Annotated in this window: 20 protein-coding genes; 13 read left to right on the top strand and 7 right to left on the bottom strand. The window is 39.4% G+C overall.

The window, feature by feature from the left end; all coding sequences use genetic code 11:
• The 4 genes from GXZ17_RS08885 to GXZ17_RS08900 all read left to right on the top strand — a co-directional run.
• Nucleotides 1–639 (top strand): ABC transporter permease (locus GXZ17_RS08885; protein WP_409376930.1); only part of this gene is annotated, 639 nt, incomplete at its 5' end.
• An 18-nt stretch (nt 640–657) separates the two neighbouring features.
• On the top strand, nt 658–1,770 hold the full coding sequence (locus GXZ17_RS08890; RefSeq protein WP_409376931.1) for an ABC transporter ATP-binding protein: 1,113 nt from the start codon (nt 658–660) through the stop codon (nt 1,768–1,770).
• 39 nt (nt 1,771–1,809) lie between these two features.
• Entirely contained in the window at nt 1,810–2,712 is a 903-nt protein-coding gene (locus GXZ17_RS08895; protein ID WP_409376932.1) for a PfkB family carbohydrate kinase, read from the top strand.
• A 57-nt stretch (nt 2,713–2,769) separates the two neighbouring features.
• Complete coding sequence (locus tag GXZ17_RS08900; RefSeq protein WP_409376933.1) at nt 2,770–3,588, top strand: sugar phosphate isomerase/epimerase family protein; 819 nt, start codon at nt 2,770–2,772, stop codon at nt 3,586–3,588.
• 82 nt (nt 3,589–3,670) lie between these two features.
• On the opposite strand, the gene iolN is transcribed toward GXZ17_RS08900, so the two are convergent.
• Together iolN and iolG are read right to left on the bottom strand one after the other, a co-directional pair.
• Nucleotides 3,671–4,792 carry a 3-dehydro-scyllo-inosose hydrolase gene (iolN, locus tag GXZ17_RS08905; protein ID WP_409376934.1) on the bottom strand — a complete coding sequence of 374 codons (1,122 nt, stop codon included), beginning with the start codon at nt 4,790–4,792 and terminating at the stop codon, nt 3,671–3,673.
• A gap of 47 nt (nt 4,793–4,839) precedes the next feature.
• A complete protein-coding gene (gene iolG / locus GXZ17_RS08910; protein ID WP_409376935.1) occupies nt 4,840–5,844 on the bottom strand; it encodes an inositol 2-dehydrogenase in 1,005 nt (334 codons plus the stop codon).
• A gap of 542 nt (nt 5,845–6,386) precedes the next feature.
• On the opposite strand from iolG, the gene GXZ17_RS08915 reads away from it, so the two are divergent.
• The 5 genes from GXZ17_RS08915 (at nt 6,387) to GXZ17_RS08935 (ending at nt 10,614) form a co-directional block, all read left to right on the top strand.
• On the top strand, nt 6,387–7,367 hold the full coding sequence (locus GXZ17_RS08915) for a sugar ABC transporter substrate-binding protein (RefSeq protein ID WP_409376936.1): 981 nt from the start codon (nt 6,387–6,389) through the stop codon (nt 7,365–7,367).
• A gap of 57 nt (nt 7,368–7,424) precedes the next feature.
• Nucleotides 7,425–8,447, top strand: coding sequence for an ABC transporter permease (locus GXZ17_RS08920; protein ID WP_409376937.1), 1,023 nt, complete (start codon nt 7,425–7,427; stop codon nt 8,445–8,447).
• A 12-nt stretch (nt 8,448–8,459) separates the two neighbouring features.
• Complete coding sequence (locus GXZ17_RS08925; protein WP_409376938.1) at nt 8,460–9,221, top strand: ATP-binding cassette domain-containing protein; 762 nt, start codon at nt 8,460–8,462, stop codon at nt 9,219–9,221.
• Nucleotides 9,222–9,571: 350 nt separating this feature from the next.
• On the top strand, nt 9,572–10,309 hold the full coding sequence (locus tag GXZ17_RS08930; RefSeq protein WP_409376939.1) for an AzlC family ABC transporter permease: 738 nt from the start codon (nt 9,572–9,574) through the stop codon (nt 10,307–10,309).
• Entirely contained in the window at nt 10,306–10,614 is a 309-nt protein-coding gene (locus GXZ17_RS08935) for an AzlD domain-containing protein (protein WP_409376940.1), read from the top strand. Before GXZ17_RS08930 ends, GXZ17_RS08935 begins: the two co-directional genes overlap by 4 nt.
• Nucleotides 10,615–10,708: 94 nt before the next feature.
• Here GXZ17_RS08935 and GXZ17_RS08940 read toward each other — a convergent pair whose 3' ends face one another.
• Nucleotides 10,709–11,539 carry a glutaminyl-peptide cyclotransferase gene (locus GXZ17_RS08940; protein ID WP_409376941.1) on the bottom strand — a complete coding sequence of 277 codons (831 nt, stop codon included), beginning with the start codon at nt 11,537–11,539 and terminating at the stop codon, nt 10,709–10,711.
• A 120-nt stretch (nt 11,540–11,659) separates the two neighbouring features.
• Between GXZ17_RS08940 and GXZ17_RS08945 the strand changes: the two genes are divergently transcribed.
• The 3 genes from GXZ17_RS08945 to GXZ17_RS08955 are packed head-to-tail and all read left to right on the top strand — an operon-like array spanning nt 11,660 to nt 14,820.
• Nucleotides 11,660–12,688, top strand: coding sequence for an SIS domain-containing protein (locus GXZ17_RS08945; protein ID WP_409376942.1), 1,029 nt, complete (start codon nt 11,660–11,662; stop codon nt 12,686–12,688).
• Nucleotides 12,685–13,830 (top strand): N-acetylglucosamine-6-phosphate deacetylase, encoded by a 1,146-nt coding sequence (nagA, locus tag GXZ17_RS08950; RefSeq protein ID WP_409376943.1) that lies wholly within the window; start codon nt 12,685–12,687, stop codon nt 13,828–13,830. The genes GXZ17_RS08945 and nagA overlap by 4 nt, the downstream gene beginning before the upstream one ends.
• 6 nt (nt 13,831–13,836) lie before the next feature.
• Nucleotides 13,837–14,820 carry a GNAT family N-acetyltransferase gene (locus tag GXZ17_RS08955; protein ID WP_409376944.1) on the top strand — a complete coding sequence of 328 codons (984 nt, stop codon included), beginning with the start codon at nt 13,837–13,839 and terminating at the stop codon, nt 14,818–14,820.
• 10 nt (nt 14,821–14,830) lie between these two features.
• On the opposite strand, the gene GXZ17_RS08960 is transcribed toward GXZ17_RS08955, so the two are convergent.
• The 4 genes from GXZ17_RS08960 to GXZ17_RS08975 all read right to left on the bottom strand — a co-directional run bounded on the left by GXZ17_RS08960 (nt 14,831) and on the right by GXZ17_RS08975 (nt 18,299).
• Complete coding sequence (locus GXZ17_RS08960) at nt 14,831–15,391, bottom strand: carbohydrate ABC transporter permease (RefSeq protein ID WP_409376945.1); 561 nt, start codon at nt 15,389–15,391, stop codon at nt 14,831–14,833.
• Nucleotides 15,392–15,460: 69 nt separating this feature from the next.
• Nucleotides 15,461–16,489, bottom strand: coding sequence for a Gfo/Idh/MocA family protein (locus tag GXZ17_RS08965; RefSeq protein ID WP_409376946.1), 1,029 nt, complete (start codon nt 16,487–16,489; stop codon nt 15,461–15,463).
• A gap of 23 nt (nt 16,490–16,512) precedes the next feature.
• Nucleotides 16,513–17,688 carry an ROK family protein gene (locus GXZ17_RS08970; protein WP_409376947.1) on the bottom strand — a complete coding sequence of 392 codons (1,176 nt, stop codon included), beginning with the start codon at nt 17,686–17,688 and terminating at the stop codon, nt 16,513–16,515.
• Nucleotides 17,689–17,912: 224 nt separating this feature from the next.
• Nucleotides 17,913–18,299 (bottom strand): transposase, encoded by a 387-nt coding sequence (locus GXZ17_RS08975; RefSeq protein WP_409376948.1) that lies wholly within the window; start codon nt 18,297–18,299, stop codon nt 17,913–17,915.
• Between the two features lie 464 nt (nt 18,300–18,763).
• On the opposite strand from GXZ17_RS08975, the gene GXZ17_RS08980 reads away from it, so the two are divergent.
• Complete coding sequence (locus GXZ17_RS08980) at nt 18,764–19,135, top strand: substrate-binding domain-containing protein (protein WP_409376949.1); 372 nt, start codon at nt 18,764–18,766, stop codon at nt 19,133–19,135.
• Nucleotides 19,136–19,183 lie beyond the last annotated feature (48 nt).

Here is a 19,183-nt window from a genome sequence, read left to right on the forward strand (position 1 = left end):
ACATTTTTATCAAAAATGAAAGATATCTGGAACTCACTTTATTTTTCGCTTTTAGCTGCATTAGGAACTGCACTACTTGCTACTTTTGCATCTTATATAATTTATCGTAAGAAATTTTGGGGCAGAAACGCGCTTGACTTAATTGCCGTATTGCCAGGTGCTTTACCTGGTACTATGGTTGGTATCGCCTACATATTAGCCTTCAATCGGAAACCTCTGTTATTAACAGGCACAGCGGCAATAGTAATTTTGAGCATGATTGTAAGAAATATACCATTTGGTTACAGAAACGGTTTAGCAGTGCTACACCAGATCGATGAGTCAATAGAAGAAAGTGCAGCAAATTTAGGGGCAAATACTTTACAAGTATTCAAAGACATAATACTCCCCTTGCTTAAATCGGCCTTTTCAGTAACTATAGTTTATACATTCATTAAATCTATGACTACTGTTTCTGCGGCAATATTTCTGGTTTCACCAGGAACAAATATTGCTACAACCTCAATTTTAGGGCTATCAGAACATGGATACTGGGGACAAGCGGCAGCGATGGCAACAATTCTTATCGGAATAACAATCCTGACAACATTATTGTTTGAAACAATCGGTGGGAAGGAAAAGAAATTATTTGATTTTTGAAAGGAGGACTGAAATCACATGAGCATAGGTACAGAACTGGAAGAAAAAAAGGTCAAAAATATTAATGATGAAGTTCACGTTGAACTGATTGGTCTGAGTAAAAAATATGGAGAATATTATGCGGTAAAAAATTTAAATCTCAAAATTAAAAAAGGAAGTTTTACTTGCCTTTTGGGACCTTCTGGTTGTGGAAAAACGACTACTTTAAGAATGATTTCTGGTTTTGTAAATCCCACCGAAGGAGACATTATTATTTCTGGTGTCTCTCAAAGAGGCATCCCGCCTCATAAGAGAAACACTTCAATGGTGTTTCAAGAGTATGCACTCTTTCCTCATATGACAGTCAGGGATAATATATCCTATGGGCTTAAGCTCAAAAAATTGCCTGAAGCGGAACTTAAAAAAAGGGTGGACTATATGCTGGAGTTTATGGATCTTACTTCTGTAGCAGATAGATTTCCTAAGTTTTTATCTGGAGGCCAACAACAGCGGGTTGCACTCGCTCGTTCTTTAGTCATGGAACCGGAGGTTCTTTTAATGGATGAGCCTTTATCAAATCTGGATGCGAAATTGAGAGTAAAGGTTCGTTCTGAGTTGAGAGAAATACAGAAGAAATTAGGCTTAACTACTATTTATGTAACGCACGACCAGGAAGAGGCCTTATCAATTTCTGACTATATAGCTATATTAGATGAAGGCGTACTGCAGCAGTTTGATTCACCGTGGGAGCTTTATTTCAGCCCCAAAAACAAATTCGTAGCTGATTTTGTTGGGTTAAACAATTTCATTCCCGTTAAAGTTGAAAAAGTCGAAAAGGACTACATGATTGTAAAAGTAGTTGATAAAACCATAGAAGTAGAAAACAGATATTCAGCCTCAGACATAAAAGAAAATATGATTCTAAGCATCAGACCAGAAAGCATAAGAATTTACCCTGTGGAAGAAGCTAATGACCTAATCAAGGGAAAGATAAAAATACATAACTTTTTAGGTTCTGTTGTAAGGTACTGGGTGGATATCGGGAGCCAAGACATAATTGTTGACGACCACGATCCTTACCAGAAACCAATATTATCAGGTGAGGTAGGTCTTAGATTTGAATCTTTCGGAATCAATCTCTTTGGTCAATAAAACACGCAAATCAAGATTAAATTAGGAGTTTATTAGAGAATGAATAGCATATTGGATTATGATATTGCTTTCATAGGTCATTATACAAAAGATACAATCATTTCCCCGGCAGGGAAAAGAGTTGTAGATGGTGGTGCATTTAATTATGGTTCCCATGTGGCCATTCGCATGGGATTAAAAGTAGCTGCAATTACTCGCCTTGCTCCAGAGGATTATCATGTCGTAGACAAGCTCAAGGATTTAGGAGTAGACGTATTTTTGACTCCTTCTGAACATTCAACCTGCTTGACTATAGAGTATCCGACAAATAATGTTGACGAGCGCATTTTATCTATCACAAGCTTTGCTGGACCATTCTCCCCTACAGATGTAGAAGGTGTTTCAGCAAGAGCTTTTATTATTGGTGCTTCTGTTCGTGGCGAAATTCCATTAGAAGTTATAGAAAAAATACGTGAGAAAAACGCGCTTATTTCAGTAGACGTGCAGGGTTTTATGCGGGTAAATCACGGCGGCAAGCTGGTTTATGATAATTGGCCAGAAAAAGAACATGTATTGATGTATGTTGATGTACTTAAAGCAGATGCTGTTGAATCTGAAATGCTTACGGGAGAAAAAGATATAAAAATCGCTGCCCGGAAATTATCCGAGCTAGGACCTGATGAGGTGTTGATTACTCACCAAAATGGGGTTTTACTATACGCCAATAATAACTATTACGAGGCTGAATTTTACCCCAAAAAACTAGTGGGCAGGAGCGGACGAGGAGATACCTGTATTGCAGCCTATATGGCACGAAGATTGACGACCCCTCCTCCCCAGGCCATTATCTGGGCTGCAGCAATAACAAGTTTGAAGATGGAGAATGAAGGACCTTTTCAAAAGAATTTAGCAGAAGTAGAAGAATTACTCAAAAATAAATATTACCCAACGGGATCGGCTTAATCGGCTTAAAGAAGAAACATGACTTTGATAGTTATAAATGGGAAAGGAGAAGCTACTATGAAACTAGGATTTAATGGAGCTACCACCATGAAAGCCGGCTTAATTGAAGATGCTGAGGCCAGTAGCAAAGCTGGTTTTGATTATTTAGAGTTGAGAGATAATAAACTTGAAGAGCTATTAAAAACTAAGAGCCTGGAAGAAATTGACCACTCTTTTCAAGAGCTCCACATCCAACCAATAGCTGTGAATTCTCTGGAAAAAGCAACCCTACGAGATGAAACCGGCTTTGAAGAGATATTAAAAAGAGCTGATGTGCTCTGCCAGTACGCTTCTGCCCTTCACTGCCCTATATTAATTGCCGTACCAAGTTTCTTAGAAAGTTCGAGGCCTACTAAGAAAGAAATTAAAGAAAATGCCCAGATGGTACTCAAGAAATTGGAAGAGCTATCTCGTTCCTACGGAGTAAAAATTGCTTTTGAATTTTTAGGATTTGTTGATGCCTCAGTAAATACACTTTCCTTTTGCAATGAAATAGTGGAAGAACTGAATAACGACCGGATAGGTATGATAATAGATACTTTTCACTTTTATCTAAGCGATGAGCCTCTCTCGGTGATAGAAAAAATTAATCCTGAAAAAATCTTTTTAGTACATATTGCCGATGCTGAAAACCTCCCTAAAACTCAGCTAAAAGATGCTAATCGAGAGATGCCGGGAAATGGGGTAATACCTCTAAAAGATATCACCCAAAAATTAAAGGACATAGGGTATAAAGGAGTCTATTCTATCGAGCTTTTTAACCCCACTTATTGGGAGTGGGAACCAGAGCAAGTAACCAAAGTTTGTTATCAGAAAATGCGGGAACTACTGAGTTAAAAAATTTTAGCCGCTTCCGCTTTTGAACACATAACCGGGATAAAAGCAGTTAATCGCTACCCTCTTATCCCGGTTATGTGTTCTATAGGCTATTTATCTGTCCAATGTAAGGCAGTTCGTAAACTGATTTCCATCCTTCACTCATTGGTTCTCTCAAAAAAGGCTCCATTTCTTTAGGATCACGTAAACTAATCTTTTCTACTGGTGGTAACTTACCCGCAGGATAGGTTTCTAAAATTTCATCATGAACTAAAGTTAAATATTTCAAAATAGCTGCAATGGGGCGTTTAGCTTTTTCTGCACTGGCTCGAGTAGGATGGCCTACTACTCCTTCGGGAGTAGCTGCTCGCTCAATTGCGGAATGTCCCTCTCCTTGCTGCCACATCTGAGGACGACGATAAGGGTCAACTGAAGTATCAAAATGACCACCGGGCAATAAAGGTTCTCCTTCAGCGTCAACTGCGTACTTCATATCTAACATTTCCGGGAATAGTAATTGGGCAACCGAAGCTTCTGCCTCGTCAGCATGAACAAAATCAGTGGTGAGACTATCCTCTCGATCAATAGGAGTGAAGAATTCTCTTACCGCTCGGTGCCAATCAGTTACTCTTATAATGGCAGGTAGTTGATAACGTTTGAAAAATTCTTGAAGGCCTGATTCCAGTATCCATAGCTGTCCATGGTTGTTAATCCAAATTTGCTTTCGGAAGCCATCATTCCAAAGACCTAACATAACATTGATCACTGTTTCTCGAACTACATCCTCAGGCATAATAATAGTACCAGCCATTCCAAAGTGATGATAAGGATGCCCCCCATAGTTTAAAGGAGGCAGGGCCAGATTGACCGGTGCTCCTTTTTTTGCAGTGTAGCGACGGACTCCTTCACAAATCTGAGTTACCATAAAAGTATCTAAGCCACTATTGGCATAATCACCATGACACTCGGTACAGCCAACTGGAACCAAGACAATATCATTTTTACGGCGATTTTCGATGACATGCCGGCGGGGAGTAGTCTGAATATAGCTACCCGCTTTTCCCAATTCTGGTGGAGAAGGAATTTCATATTCCTTTAGAATCTCTTCAATCTTACTCATCGGGGCATCAAATATCTCCTTCTTTAACCGGCCTACTTGAGTATTCTCAAATACTATTTGAGGATACTCTGTAGTAAGCCACCGGTCATCTTTTTTGTTAGCCATCTTACATCACTCCCTATATAGTTTAAATTTTCCTTATTTAAATCAATTTATTGTAATTTTATAAAACTTCCCTTAATTAGAGACTCTTTAGCCGCATATCCCATTTCTACTGCAACTTTGCCGTCTAACCCATCTACTGGGGGTTCTCGATCCTCCTGGATACATTTAATAAACTCTTGCATTTCCGCTAAATATGCTTCTTGATATCTTTCCACGAAGAAGAACAGTGGTTTATCAGTTCTGGTATCTTCAGGACCATTAATAGCCACTTCGGTTTGCCTTGGGTTTCCTACTGTTACGCAACCCTCTGGGCCAAAGATTTCTACCCGCTGGTCATAGCCATAAACTGCCTTTCGACTATTATCAATTGTTCCCCAGGCGCCTTTTTCATATTTCAATATAACTATCGCAGTATCGATATCTCCTGCCTCTCCAATTGCCGGGTCAACTAAGCAACTGCCAACTGCCATAAGCTCTACTACTTCTTGGCCCAAAAGGTAGCGAGCCATATCAAAATCGTGGATAGTCATGTCTAAAAATATTCCTCCCGATACTTTAACATAATTAATGGGAGGTGGCTCAGGGTCTCTGCTGGTTATTCTCACTAAATGAGGTACTCCAATCACCCCTTTAGCCACAAGCTCTTTGGCTTTTTTGAAGCTGGGATCAAAGCGGCGGTTAAAACCGACCTGTAGCTTAACTCCAGCTTTTTTAACCGCAGCTAAAGCCTGATCAATTTTATCCAGCTCCAAAGCAATGGGTTTTTCACAAAATATATGTTTTCCTGCTTGAGCAGCTTCAGAGATTATTTGAGCATGGGTATCAGTAGAAGAACAGATTACTACCGCATCAATGTCATCATTATCGAGCAAAGCTCGATAATCCTTTTCTGCCATAGGAATCTCTAACTGAGAAGCCACTTCGCGCGCACTTTCCTCCAGTATATCCGCCACTCCTAATACTTTTGCTCCCGGGATTAGATATTTTAAATTACGAGCATGAAGTCGTCCAATCCTGCCCACACCAATTATCCCTATGTTAATTTCTTCCACTTTTTCGGTCACCCCTTTTTACCTTTTATTTGTCCTTTGGGTTTTTCAATCGTTTCCTTGATAAGCTAGCTAATTTCTTAATTCTTAAGTTTAAAAAAACAGAGATAAAAGGTTATCCCAAAATGATAACTCCTGGCTTAGTTTTTTTAGAATCGAACCAATTATAAAAACCGGTTTCAGAGTAAGGTATTTTTACCAGTTTGTCAATAGCAAATCATAAAGATTCCAGTAGAACTTTAATAGAAAATCAGTTGCAGAATAATATTTTTAAAACGAGTTACTTGTCAAATCTTATAAACTATTTTATAATTAGAAAACGGTTCCAAAAAAAGGGGGGTAGAAATTTTAACGGCCTAATTTTGAGAAATAAACTCGCAACACAAAAGCCATCCCCAATTGATAAAAAGGAGGTGATGTGACAAAAATTGTTTGAGTTAAATAAAGTTGTTACAATTGGAAGAAGCAAGATAAGATTAGTTCAGGTGAATTGCTTCTTAAAAAGCTGGAGATGACTAATTTTTAATTAATTGGAGGGTTAAAAAATGAGATTTGGCAAAAAGTTACTTTTAGCTTTAACGGTAGTTTTGTTATCCACTCTTCTTCTGGGAGTTGGTTTAGCCCAAGAAGAAGAGGTTAACGTATGGGTAGTGGTGCATGGAGGGATAGCTGATCCTTTTTGGAAACGGGTAGAAAAGGGAGTAATGGATGCGGCTACCAACCATTCTGATCTGGAAGTCACCTACACTGGCCCCTCGGAATACAATTTCACCGAGTTTATAGCTGATATTGAGGCTGCTGTTGCCAGTAAACCAGATGTCTTAGTGTGCACCTTAACCGAACCTGACGCAATGGATGAGGTATTACGTACTGCTATCGCTGACGGACTCCCGGTAATTGCCATTAATGCTCCTGACTTACGCGAACCACCGGAAAACCGGATCCCGGTCTTAACCTATGTGGGAGAAGATTCTTACCATATAGGAGTGGTAGCAGCTGAAGAAACCCTAAAACGATTTACCCCCAAGCGAGCACTGTTTGTCAACCATCATCCCGGAGCTCGTAATATCGAATTGAGAGGTCAGGGATTCATTGACACGCTGGGGAAAAATGATATTCCGGCCGAAGCACTTGATATTACAGCCGATGCCGTTCAAGGAGCTGAAATTACCTTAGCTTACCTCGTCGCTCATCCCGACACCGAGGTTATCTTTAGCACTAATACTCTCCGCACTGAAGCTATTGTAACTCGACTTCTAGATGAAGGAATAGATGTAGGAAATGAAGTAAAAATTGCCTCCATGGATATGTCTGAAAAAGTTCTGGAGTATATTCAGGAAGGACAGGTAATGTTCACCCTTGACCAGCAGCAATATTTGCAAGGTTATTTAGGAGTAGAATTTGCTTACCTTCATGCTAAATATGGTTTTACTCCTCCACCAGCACCAGTTTCTACCGGACCAGGAGTTATTACTGCTGAGAATGTGCCTCAACTAATGGAGTTATCAAAACAAGGTTATCGGTAAGAGACCTAAGTGGCGGGATCATCTGGTCCCGCCCAACCTGGCTAGGAGGTAACTACAATGTTAATTATACAAAACCAGGAAATAGCACATCATCAAAATGAAGGCATCCGTTCTAAATGGACTTTTGAAGAATTGAGGAAAATTCCAGAATTCGGGGCATTAATAGCCTTTTTAGCCCTTTTTATTTTTTTTGCCATTTGTGCTCCTCGATTTTTTTCTCTTCGAAACATCACTTCTCTTTTAACCATTATAGCTGAATTAGGTATTATGACAGTCGGTATATCTTTCTTAATGATTGGAGGAGAAATAGATCTTTCCGTCAGTAGTGCATACGCCACAGCTGGTTTTGTCTTTGTTACTTTAGCTAACATTTTCACCTTCCCTCTCGGTTCCCTGTTAGCCTTCATCGTTGCCTTGTTGGTTTCCCTATTAATAGGATTTGTCAACAGTCGAGTAGTATTGAGAGGAGGTATTCCTTCTTTTATTGCTACCCTGGGGATGATGATGTTCTTGCGGGGGATTCTTCTGGGAATCACTGGCGGACGCTCTATTTCCTATGCTGGAGATAGCTTGGTTCCCAGCTTGTTAACCGGAATTATGGCCTATAGATTTAGACCATCCCATTTCTGGTTTATAGCTATAGTAGTCGTTTTTTCCTTTATTCTCAATCACACCGTATTTGGTAACCGGGTATTTGCCACGGGGGGAAAGAAATTAGCTGCCTATACTATGGGAGTTAATGTAAACCAGGTAAAAACTGCCTGCTTTATGATTTCATCTGTTTTAGCCGGTTTATCAGGGGTGATTGCCATTAGCCGATTTAGCTTGGCTAACGTCTCTTTTGGCCAGGGGATGGAGCTGGAAGCAATCGCAGCTTCAGTAATTGGAGGTACTCTTATGACCGGAGGCTATGGTTCAATCATAGGAGCAGCCTTAGGTGCAGGCATTATGGGGATGGTTCGAACTGGTTTAGTTATGGCAGGTGTCCCCAGCTATTGGTACAACGCCTTTGTGGGAATAATTTTGGTTATAGCCGCCGTGGTAAATTTAAAGCTGAGAAGTACCATTCTGGGAGAATAAAGAGGTGGAGAGATGAATCCGAAACAGCCATTAGTAAGAATGGAGAATATTCAAAAAAGGTTTGGAAAGGTTAGAGCCCTAAAGGGGGTAGATTTTGAGGTTTACGACCAGGAAGTAGTAGGACTTTTAGGAGACAATGGAGCGGGTAAATCTACTTTAATTAAGATCCTGTCCGGAGTCTATCGGCCCGATGGGGGAACTATATATTTCCAGGGTGAGAAAGTAGATATCAATTCCCCTGAGGAAGCCCGCAAACTGGGGATTGAAACTGTTCACCAGGACCTCTCCTTGATAGAGAAAATGAGTGTAGCTCGAAACTTTTTCCTGGGCAAAGAACCTACCAAAAAAATAGGCCCTCTGGAAATCCTGGATTTAAAAAAGATGAATCGTGAGTGTATGATTGGTCTTAAACAGATAGGAATTGAGCTTCGCTCTCCCACCGAATTCGTTTCAACTCTCTCTGGAGGCGAAAGACAAGCCATTGCCATTGGCAGAGCGGCTTATTTTGGAGCCAGAATTCTTATTCTGGACGAGCCCCTACGTAATCTATCTATTCGGGAACAACGAAACACATTAAATCATATTCAAGAAGCCCGGAATAAAGGGTCTTCGGTCATTTTTATTACTCACAATGTTCATCACGTATGTCCAGTGGCCGACCGGATAGTGCTGTTAGAAAATGGAGAAAAGCTAGGAGAAGTAAAAGCAGGAGAACTGACCCCGGAAGAGATTGCCGAATGCATTGCTACTGGCCAGATGATAAAAGTTAACTAAAAAGAAGAGCAAAGGATCAAGGATACAGTAAGCGTCATAGTAAAAGCAGTGCCGTTTCACTACTTTACTGCTTCCTTAACTTATAATTTTTGAGTAACTTTTATAGAGTTAATGTTCCTTTTCATCCACTTCAATGCTTTCTGGCCAATATTCTACCCTTCCCGTGGGGATACCCACAGCAGTGAACGCTTTGAACCCATACTTATTACTTTGCTATAGTAAAGTAAGATGGAAAATAGCAAATTTCTCCCTTGTATTATCAAAAGTGACACCCTATTCTTTATTTTTGAGATATAATAATTTTCTATTATTAGGAAAAATTCAGAAAATGCGATAGGTGAACAGGTTATATGGAAGAGGATATAGAAGAATACTCCACAGAACGAAAAGATACACTCTCAAAGTTTAGAGAAGGGATGATTGCTTCTCTCCCTATTTTTATTGGATACATACCAGTCGCAGTGACTTTTGGGTTATTAGCAAAATCAACAGGCCTGACTCTCCTGGAAACATTTCTTTTTTCTGCCTTAGTATTTGCCGGTGCCAGTCAGTTTATGGCTCTGCAGCTTATCCAAGGAGGTGCAGAGCCAATCCAAATCATTGTAGCAACCTTCATTATGAACTTCCGCCATTTTCTTATGAGTTCACATCTATCTGCTATTTTGCCCGCAAAAGAAAAGCCATGGCTTCTTCCATTTTTAAGTTTTGGCATAACTGATGAGTCTTTCGCATATCTTTCTACCTCTCATGCCTCTAAAGAAGTCGATTTTATCCTAGGCCTTGAATATTCAGCTTATGTAAGCTGGGTGGGAGGAACTGTCACCGGTTATTTATTTGGTAATATACTACCCCCTATCCTTCAAGCCAGCATGGGATTGGCACTTTACGCTCTTTTCATCGCTCTTCTCGTTCCTGAAGCTAAAAGATCTCTCTCGGTGGCAATAACTGCTGTAATAGGAGGATTAACGCATTCATGTCTTGCCTGGCTCAAAATTTTTTCTCCGGGGTGGAATATAATTCTGGCCATTCTAATAGCCGCAAGCATTGGAGCTTGGATAATAGATGAAGATGAAGAGGAGGACCAATGAATAACATTAAAATAATTATAGGAATGATGATAGTTACTTTTATTCCCCGTTATCTTCCTTTACTGGCCTTTTCTCGACTTAATATTCCTAAACCACTTAAGAAACTTCTCCGATATATTTCTCCTGCTGCTCTGGGAGCATTGATACTTCCGGGGGCAATAACTGCTATTCCTAATTATCCTGCTGCGGCCGCAGCAGGTATTGCTACAGCAATAGTCTGCTCCTGGTTTAGAGAAGAAATTTCCCTGACTGTATTTTTGTCAGTAATAGTCACTTTAATCAGCTTATACCTTTTTGGCTATTGAGTTTATATAGTTAATCGCAAAAGCCTTGTAATACTAAGGCTTTTACTCCAGTGTATTTTTATGCTTTTGTCTTACATAGTAATAAACTGCTTAACTATTTAATCAATTCCGGGAGCTGTATCTCATAAACATGAGACCATCTCTTACCAGTCACAAATAAGCGATTATTTTCAGCATCATAAGCAATACCGTTTGGAACATCTTCCCTTGTATTTCTCTTTTCTTCAAGCTGGCTAACATCGATCCACCCCACCACTTCACCGTCCTGAGAATCTATTATGACAATAATATCAGTATGCCAGACGTTGGCATAAATTTTACCGTTAATGTATTCTAACTCATTAAGCTGGTCAATGAGTTTTCCCCCTGAGCTAACAGGCAATTCTCTTATTAAAGAAAAGTCCACAGGATTAAGAAACCGCAACAAATTAGAACCATCACTTACAATAAGATGACTTCCATCATAAGTAACACCCCATCCCTCATAAGGGTAATAGAGGGTTTTTTCCGGTTCTAAGTTATCCTTGTGATAAAGTAAGGCAACTCTTGACTTCCACGTTAGTTGAATTAAAGTAGAACCCACGATAGTAAGACCCTCACCAAAATATTGGTCTTCAATTTCTACTAAATGGATGATTTCTCCGGTAGAAAGGTTAACCTTCCTTAAGCTTGATTCACCATGTAAACCAGTACTTTCATATAAAAAACCATTTTCATAAACTAATCCTTCAGTAAAAGCTCGAGGGTCGTGAGGATAGATAGCTATCGCTTGAGCCAGATAATAAGGGATATCTTCATTTTGAGACAGATACAAAGCAAGTGAGTCATAAGACTGAGCGTCAGCTTTTGTAAAAATAAGAAAGAACCAAACAACAGCCCCCAATATTTTCCAGGTAATTTTACCAGTAATAGTAAATTTTTTCATATCTTTCATCATTGTAGCATAATTTTTATTTTGAACCGAAGTTTTTACAACTGAACTCATCATCAACAAAAAAATGAGATATAATGGTCTTGAACAAGAAGGATAAAAGGAGGAATAATTATGGATTACACTCACCAGGAAATACTCCGGCAACCCACTACTTGGGGAAAGACCCTAAATTATCTCCAGGAGAAAGAAAGCTATTTCTCTCAATTTTTAGCAGAAACACATGATAATGTCGTTTTTACGGGATGCGGAAGTTCTTACAACCTCTCTCTCGTTGCCAGTCATTTCTGGCAAGCAGGAAAACAGGTTCCTGCTAAAGGAGTGCCTGCTTCGGAAACTTTTCTTTTTCCCGAGGGAGTATTTTTGCCTCAAAACCAGTATCTCCTCTTTGGTATTTCTCGCTCAGGAGAAACTACAGAGACAGTCAAGGCTCTTCAGCACTTCAAAGATAAGTTCAGAGGGAAAACTGTAGGGATAAGTTGCGAAGAAAATTCTTCTCTTTTAAAAGTAGCCGATTATGAGCTGGCTCTTCCTTTCGCTCGAGAAGAAAGTGTAGTGATGACCCAATCTTTTTCAAGCATCCTGTTATCTCTTCTCTTTTTGTCTTTACCGCCGAACAAAAATATTGATAACCTATCATCTCTCCCTGAAATTTTAGAAAAATATCTCCCATCTGGAGAAAAGGCCATAAAAGACTTAGCATCTAACCTTTCCTTTGATAAGTTTATATTTTTAGGTAATGGTCCTTACCACGGTGTCGCCTGGGAAGGTTCCCTAAAACTCAAAGAGATGAGTGTGACTCCCACTGAGACCTTTCATTTTCTGGAATTTCGACATGGTCCTAAATCAGTAGTAGATGAAAAAACTTTAATCATTGCTCTAACTTCACAAAGAGCCTTTTCCTGGGAAAAAGAAGTAGTAATGGAGATGATAGATTTGGGAGCTACCATTCTCCACTTAGGAAAAAACTCCCTTAACTCTTCTCGCGCAATAGAAATAATATTTCCGGAAGAATCCTTAGATGATTTTTCTCTTCCGGTATTATATTTGCCTTTCTTACAACTTCTGGGCTACTACCGAGCAAAAAATAAAGGATTAAATCCTGATAGCCCAAGACACCTGACCAAGGTAGTGAAAATATGAGATGGGGAATTAAAGGTAAAGTTGTCACTCCCGGAGAAGTAATTCCTGGAATGGTGGTGGTGAGAGAAAGTCGTATCGAAGGCATTTTCCCTCATCCAGGGAATGAAGACCTGGAAGTAGTTTATGACTTTAAAGATAGTTTCATATTCCCCGGTCTTGTGGATTTGCACCTCCATGGCCTCCAAGGAGAGGATGTTACCGAAGGTGGAGTAAAAAGTATTCAGAAAATTAGTGCTCTTCTGCCCTCTTTTGGAGTTACTTCCTTTCTTCCCACCACTTTAACTGCTGATTTAGCTACTTTATTTAAAATTATTGAAGAAACTAAATCTGAGATAATGGCTTCCAGAGAGGGAGCTCGAGTTCTGGGCCTTCACCTCGAAGGCCCTTATCTATCATTAGGGAGGAGAGGAGCTCATGACCCTACCTATTTAAGAAAACCCCACGAAGAAGAAATAAAATCCTTAATCCAAAAAGGAGAAGGGGTAATTAAAAGAATAACCATAGCTCCTGAGCTTCCCGGAGCACTTGAAGCCATCGAATATTTAGCTCAAAACGGCATTTTGATTTCCTTAGGACACAGTGAAGCAGATTATGAGACCTCAAAGCGAGCCTGGGAAAGGGGAGCTAAAATGGTAACTCACCTTTTCAACGGTATGGACCCTCTTCACCATCGCCAACCCAATCTCTTAGCTTTTGCCCTGGGAAACGATGAAATATATGCCGAAATTATTGCCGATAAAATTCATGTAAAACCGGAAGTAATAAAAATAGCTCTGAAATGTAAAGCCCCCGACCACCTTTGCATAGTAAGCGATGCTCTGAAAGTAAGTAACTTGCCAGAAGGTGTGTATGAATTAAGTGGACAAAAAGTAGAAGTAAGGGAAGGGATGGCTTACCTACCTTCAGGAACTTTAGCCGGTAGTACCTTTCTTCTCCCTCAAATGCTTTATAATTTGAAAGAGTTATTCTCTATCCCCCTACCCCAGTTGGCCGAGATGGGAAGTTTTATCCCTGCTCAGCTGGTGGGAAAAGAAAAAGAACTGGGTAGTATTGAGAAAGGCAAAATAGCTGATATCGTGGTATTCGATAACCACTTTCAAGTAGAAGCCGTATTTATAAACGGAGTAATGACAAGGGGGTAGACACTTATGTATAAATTGAGTCGGGGTTCAGAGGTAAAAAATATCGTAGAAGAACTTTTGTATCTCCATTCTCTTTCTTTTGGCGCTTACCCTGGAGTGTTACCAACTAGCAGAGATTTTTTAGAATGGTATATAGAACGCCCAGGATTAGGTTTAGAAAACATCCTCCTTTTTCTATATGAAGATAAAGTGGTATCTAGCCTCTTTCTTACTCTATCCCACATTTATTTGGAGGGAGAGCTAACACCAGTGGGTATTATCGATACAGTTATGACTCACCCTGATTATCGTCGAAGAGGTTTAGCTTCGGCTCTTCTTAAAGAAGCAGAGAAAATCATGGCAGAAAAAGAATGTCGAATGGGCTATCTCTATACCGTTCCCGAATCTCCTCAATTTTATCTCTACCAGAGATTGGGATACATTGATTTCAAGAGGATTTTTCATCTACAGCGAGAAAAAGGAGAAAAACCTTTCTATGACCGGGAAGGGAAAGAAAGCCCTCATCAAAGGGTGAGAGAATTTCTAAATCAAAACTTATCTTCCTATAATGGCTTTGTTTACTTTTCCGAGGAACAATGGATGTGGCGAAAAGCGAAAAGACCTGCTTGTCTGCCTACTAAGTTAATATCTTTGCAAGATGAAAATAACCATCTTCTGGCTACTCTTACTATTACTGAGGGAGAAATTACCACTGACAAAGATTCAGAACCCATCATCTATTTAAGTGACTGGTACGGTATTAACCAAGAAGCTAAAGAAAAGGTTTTAGTAAAAAGCTTAAGATTGGTAGGAGAAGAGAGAAAAATAGATTGTTTGTCCTCTCCCGATAACAGGGAAGAGTGGAAAATACTCCTTCGGTATAACTTCCGGCCTGTCATCCCCGAATCTGCTATGCTTCATCCTTTAGATGAAGATATTCAACAAAAAATAACCACCATAGATAGCAAGAGGGCCTGGTACCCCCTCATCGAGTCAATTGTTGGGGTATAGTATTATAGTATTAGCTTTTTATTGCTCCAAAAGTTAGACCTCGGACCAGATACTTCTGAACGATTATAGCAAAAATTAAAACCGGTAAAGTGGCAATAACTCCTACTGCTGCCATTTCTCCCCATATCACTCCTAAAACTGAGAGAAAAAAGGTTACCATTGTAGGAACAGTTCGAGCATTAAAGCTGGTGAGAAAGAAGGCTAAGGCAAACTCGTTCCAAGATTGAATTACACAAAAAATGGCGGTGGCAGCTAAACCTGGAGCTACAAGGGGAAATATGATTCGCCAAATAGCTTGAAAGCGAGAGCAACCATCTACCCAGGCTGCCTCTTCTAGTTCTCTAGGAATATCCTCAATGAAACCTCTCATCATCCATATAGTAAAGGGAATATTGAAGCTTAGATAAACAATGACTAGTAAAATATGAGTATCTAATAAACCTAGGAATCGACCCAAGAGGAAAAAAGGAATAACCACCGCCATGGGAGGAAGCATACGAAGCGATAAAATCCAATAGGCTAAATCTTCTTTCCGGGAAAAATTGAATCTAGCCAATCCATAAGCAGTCAAAGTCCCTAAAAAAAGAGATATCAGAGTAGTCAGAAGAAAAGGCTTACTTCTATACTCTTTATCACCTCCTCAATCATAGGTTACCTCCTGAGGGATTTTCTTTTCTGCTGAAGATAAAAGAGAAAATACAACCATACTAACCCGATAACCATCTTCAAAACCAGCTATAAACTCTTGCTTCGCATATAGCCTGTTAACAAAATCTCTAATACTTTCATGGGCAAAACCACTAGCTTTTCCATGAATAAGAGGCATAATTAAAATGTCGGGATGATCACTTTTATCTTCTAAGTATCGTTCAATAGCTTGATTGTTAGTAAGGTCCATGTTGATCATTCCCTTGCTTCCCAAGATATTAATTTTTATATCATTCCAATGGGGGTTGGTATTAGGGATAATCCAGTTATTTTCTATAGTAGCAATAACTCCATTTTCAAATTCTAATATGCTCTGATAAATATCAGGAACATTGATTCCTTTTTGAACAAGCACTTTAGAGCGAGATACTGAATAAACCCGTGTTATTTCACTATTAGACAAAAAGCGCAGGGTATCTACAGTATGACTCCCCAAAAACCACAGAATGGAAGATTTTTCTGCCCAGGATAACATTTGAGTAGGAACGTAAACGATATCATTTAAGCGATAATACATAGAGATTAACTCACCTAATTCTCCTTTATCTATGCTCTCTTTGGCTATCACAATAGGAGGATTCCAGCGAGTATGAAAGTCTACCATTACTCGAGAACTAGATTTTTGGAAAGCATCCTTCATCGCCTCAAGGTCTTCTTTGTTAGTGGCCAAGGGCTTTTCTACCAGTATATCTTTTCCCGCTTGGCAAGCAGCTACGAAAGGTTCCCGATGGGCAAAATCGGGAGTAGTAATTCCTACTGCCTGGATATCGGGGTCTTTTAACAGCTTCTCAATATCAGTATACCAGCGCTTAGCTCCATACTTTTGTGCCAGGTGACGAGCTTTTTCCTCCACAAGATCACATACTGCAATAAGTTCAGAATAAGGTTCACTAGAGAAAATTCGAGCGTGAGCTTCTCCCCACGTACCAGCACCAATTACTCCACAACCAATTTTATCCATTTCAATCCTCCTTCAAATTAACTTCACTTTTTACTTAGACGAGGCAAACTAAAAATATTTTCCATTACCAGGGCTGCTCCCCAAAGAATTTCCTGTTCTCTATTCAAGTTACTAACCTCTATTTTTACTTCATCAGCCAATAATCCTAAAGCTTTTTCTTCTACTTTTTTTCTCACCAATCTAAGGAGATTATCCGGATCGATTCGAGCCATTTCTCCAGTTAAAATTATCTTTTCTGGAGCAAGAACATTAATTAAAAGTGCTGATAATTCTCCAATCAAGGAAAAAGCATTATAGAGAAGCTCTTGAATCCTAAGATCATCTTTTTTTTCTCCCAAAAAACTAGCAGCTGCCGCCTCTCCCTGATATTCTTCTCCCAACTCTTTCATTAAAGAGTAAAGCGATATAGCCGATTCTATGCATCCCCTTTTTCCACAAGAGCAAACTTTTTCCCCTGAAAGTAGGGCAACATGCCCTACTTCCCCCGCTCCATCTCTTAATCCTCGGTAAATGTGACCATCGATTACTATCCCTGCTCCTACGGCTTCTCCGCTATTAATACATATAAAATTTTGCGCTTCTTTCCCTTTTCCAAACCACATTTCCCCTAAAGTAGCGGCTATGGTACGGTTACTAACTATTAAGGGTAGATCTGTTGGAAGACAAGAAATAATCATTTTACTCAATGGAACTTCTCTCCATCCTAGATGCGCAGAATAAGAAATTGTCCCTTGTTTATGATCGACGATCCCAGGAACTCCCAACCCTATACCCAAAAAACAATTCTCAGGGTAAGAAGAAAGAAAAAAACGAAGAAAATAAGATATCTTAGTTACTGTTTCTTTAGCATCTTCTTTTGAGGAGAGATAGAAATGCCTATTATCTAGTACTGTTCCTAATAAATTTATCACTGCTACCTCTCCCTCTCCTCCATCTTTCAAAAAAACACTTAAAATTAAGGGACCATAAGGATTGAGGGATAAAAGTTCCGATCTTCTTCCTCCAGAAGAGTTTCCCCACCCACTCTCCACAATAAGCCCCTCTTCTATCAACTCTCGAACAATTCCGGAAACAGTAGATTTGCTGAGACCAAAGGCTTTTCCGATCTGAGAACGAGAAACTTTCCCCTCTTCCCAAATAAAGCGGAAGATCATTTTCTTATGTATGTCATTAATTTTGGAGCTACTGAGAGTAACCATATTTTATTTGTTTGTTCGACCCGGGAACGAACTTTTCCAAAATTCTAGACCTTCCTACTCTTTTTGTCAATGCCTCATGTAGTTATTGTAGTTATTCTGTGATAATGTCGCCCTTAAAATTCTCGTGAAAATGTCCCTTTAGTAATAAAATGGAATTACCTATGACTCAAAAAGAAAGAAAGAAATAAATAAACTATAATGCGCCCCATAAGTCAAGACATATTTTACCCTCCAAAAGTATAGAGGTTAAGAGCTCTCCCTCCTTGAAGTTCATAGTATTGTTTCTCAAACTCTCGAGGAGATTTATATCCCAGTTTAGAATGGGGATAGAATTGGTTGTAATCTTCTTCTATCCATTGACCAATAACCTCTTGGGCTTCTTCTAAGCTGGTAAATTCATTAATCCAAATCACTTCTTCTTTTATGGTTCTCATCATCCTCTCTGTTTCCGCATTACCTTTGGGGTTATCATAGGAAGTAAAGATCTGTTCTATTCCCAAAAGCACCATATCTTTCATAAATGATCTGCTGGTGGGTTGAGAGCCATTATCGTTGACCAGTTTCAAGTTCTCTCCTCTTACCCCCTGGGGAAATTCTCTATTTACTGCCATATGGAGGGCTCTTTTCCACTCCTCAGCTCTACCGCGAGAGCAAACTCAGCCTACTATTTTTTTGGTATACCAGTCAATTACTATGACTAAATAGACCCACCCTAAATCAGATACCATGAATTTAGTCATGTCTATTCCCCAAATCTCATGTGGTCTTTCTGCTCTCTCTTTCTCCTCTGGGGAGTTCTTTTAGCTTTGTACTTCTTAGCTTCCATCATTAGATTTTCTTCCTTCATAATCCTTCTTACTCGTTTCTCATTGATAACTATGTTTTCCTGGTGCCTCAGCCAAGAGTTTTCTTCTGTATCCCCAGAAAGGATGAAGAGTCTTGATTTCTTTTATCTTCTCTATTATCTCTGCATCTTTTTCTTTAACTTTTCTTTCTGCTTTTTCAGTTGTCTGTTCTTTCCGAGATGCGTAATAACTGCTTCTTGCTATACCCAGAGCTTCACAGGCAGCTTTAATTGTATATCCTTCCTTTTTCAGTTCTTCCAGATGCTATTTTTATAGTCAACAGTATAAGGACGACAGGAGCGCTTCTAGTCTTAAAAGAGCTTAAAATTAAAATTCCAGAGGAAATAGGAATTGTTGGCTTTGATGATTTGGAGTGGGCTCCTCTTATGGACCCTCCATTAACAACTATTTCTCAACCAATATACACTATCGGCTCTACTGCTGCTCAGCTACTTCTTCGCAAATTGAGCGGAGCTGCAAAAATTAAAAAGGAGGTGGTAGTCTTAAAGCCAAGACTTGTTATAAGAAAATCGAGCAGGAAAATTGCAGGAGCACTTCTTGAAGAAAATACCAGTTACTTTAGAGATTTCATAGGGGTATGAAAAGCTTGAAAAGACAGATGATGAGCTAATGGCAAGCTTAATTTAGTA

Source organism: Candidatus Sordicultor fermentans, assembly GCF_012728195.1.
Lineage (GTDB): Bacteria > Atribacterota > Atribacteria > Atribacterales > Caldatribacteriaceae > Sordicultor > Sordicultor fermentans.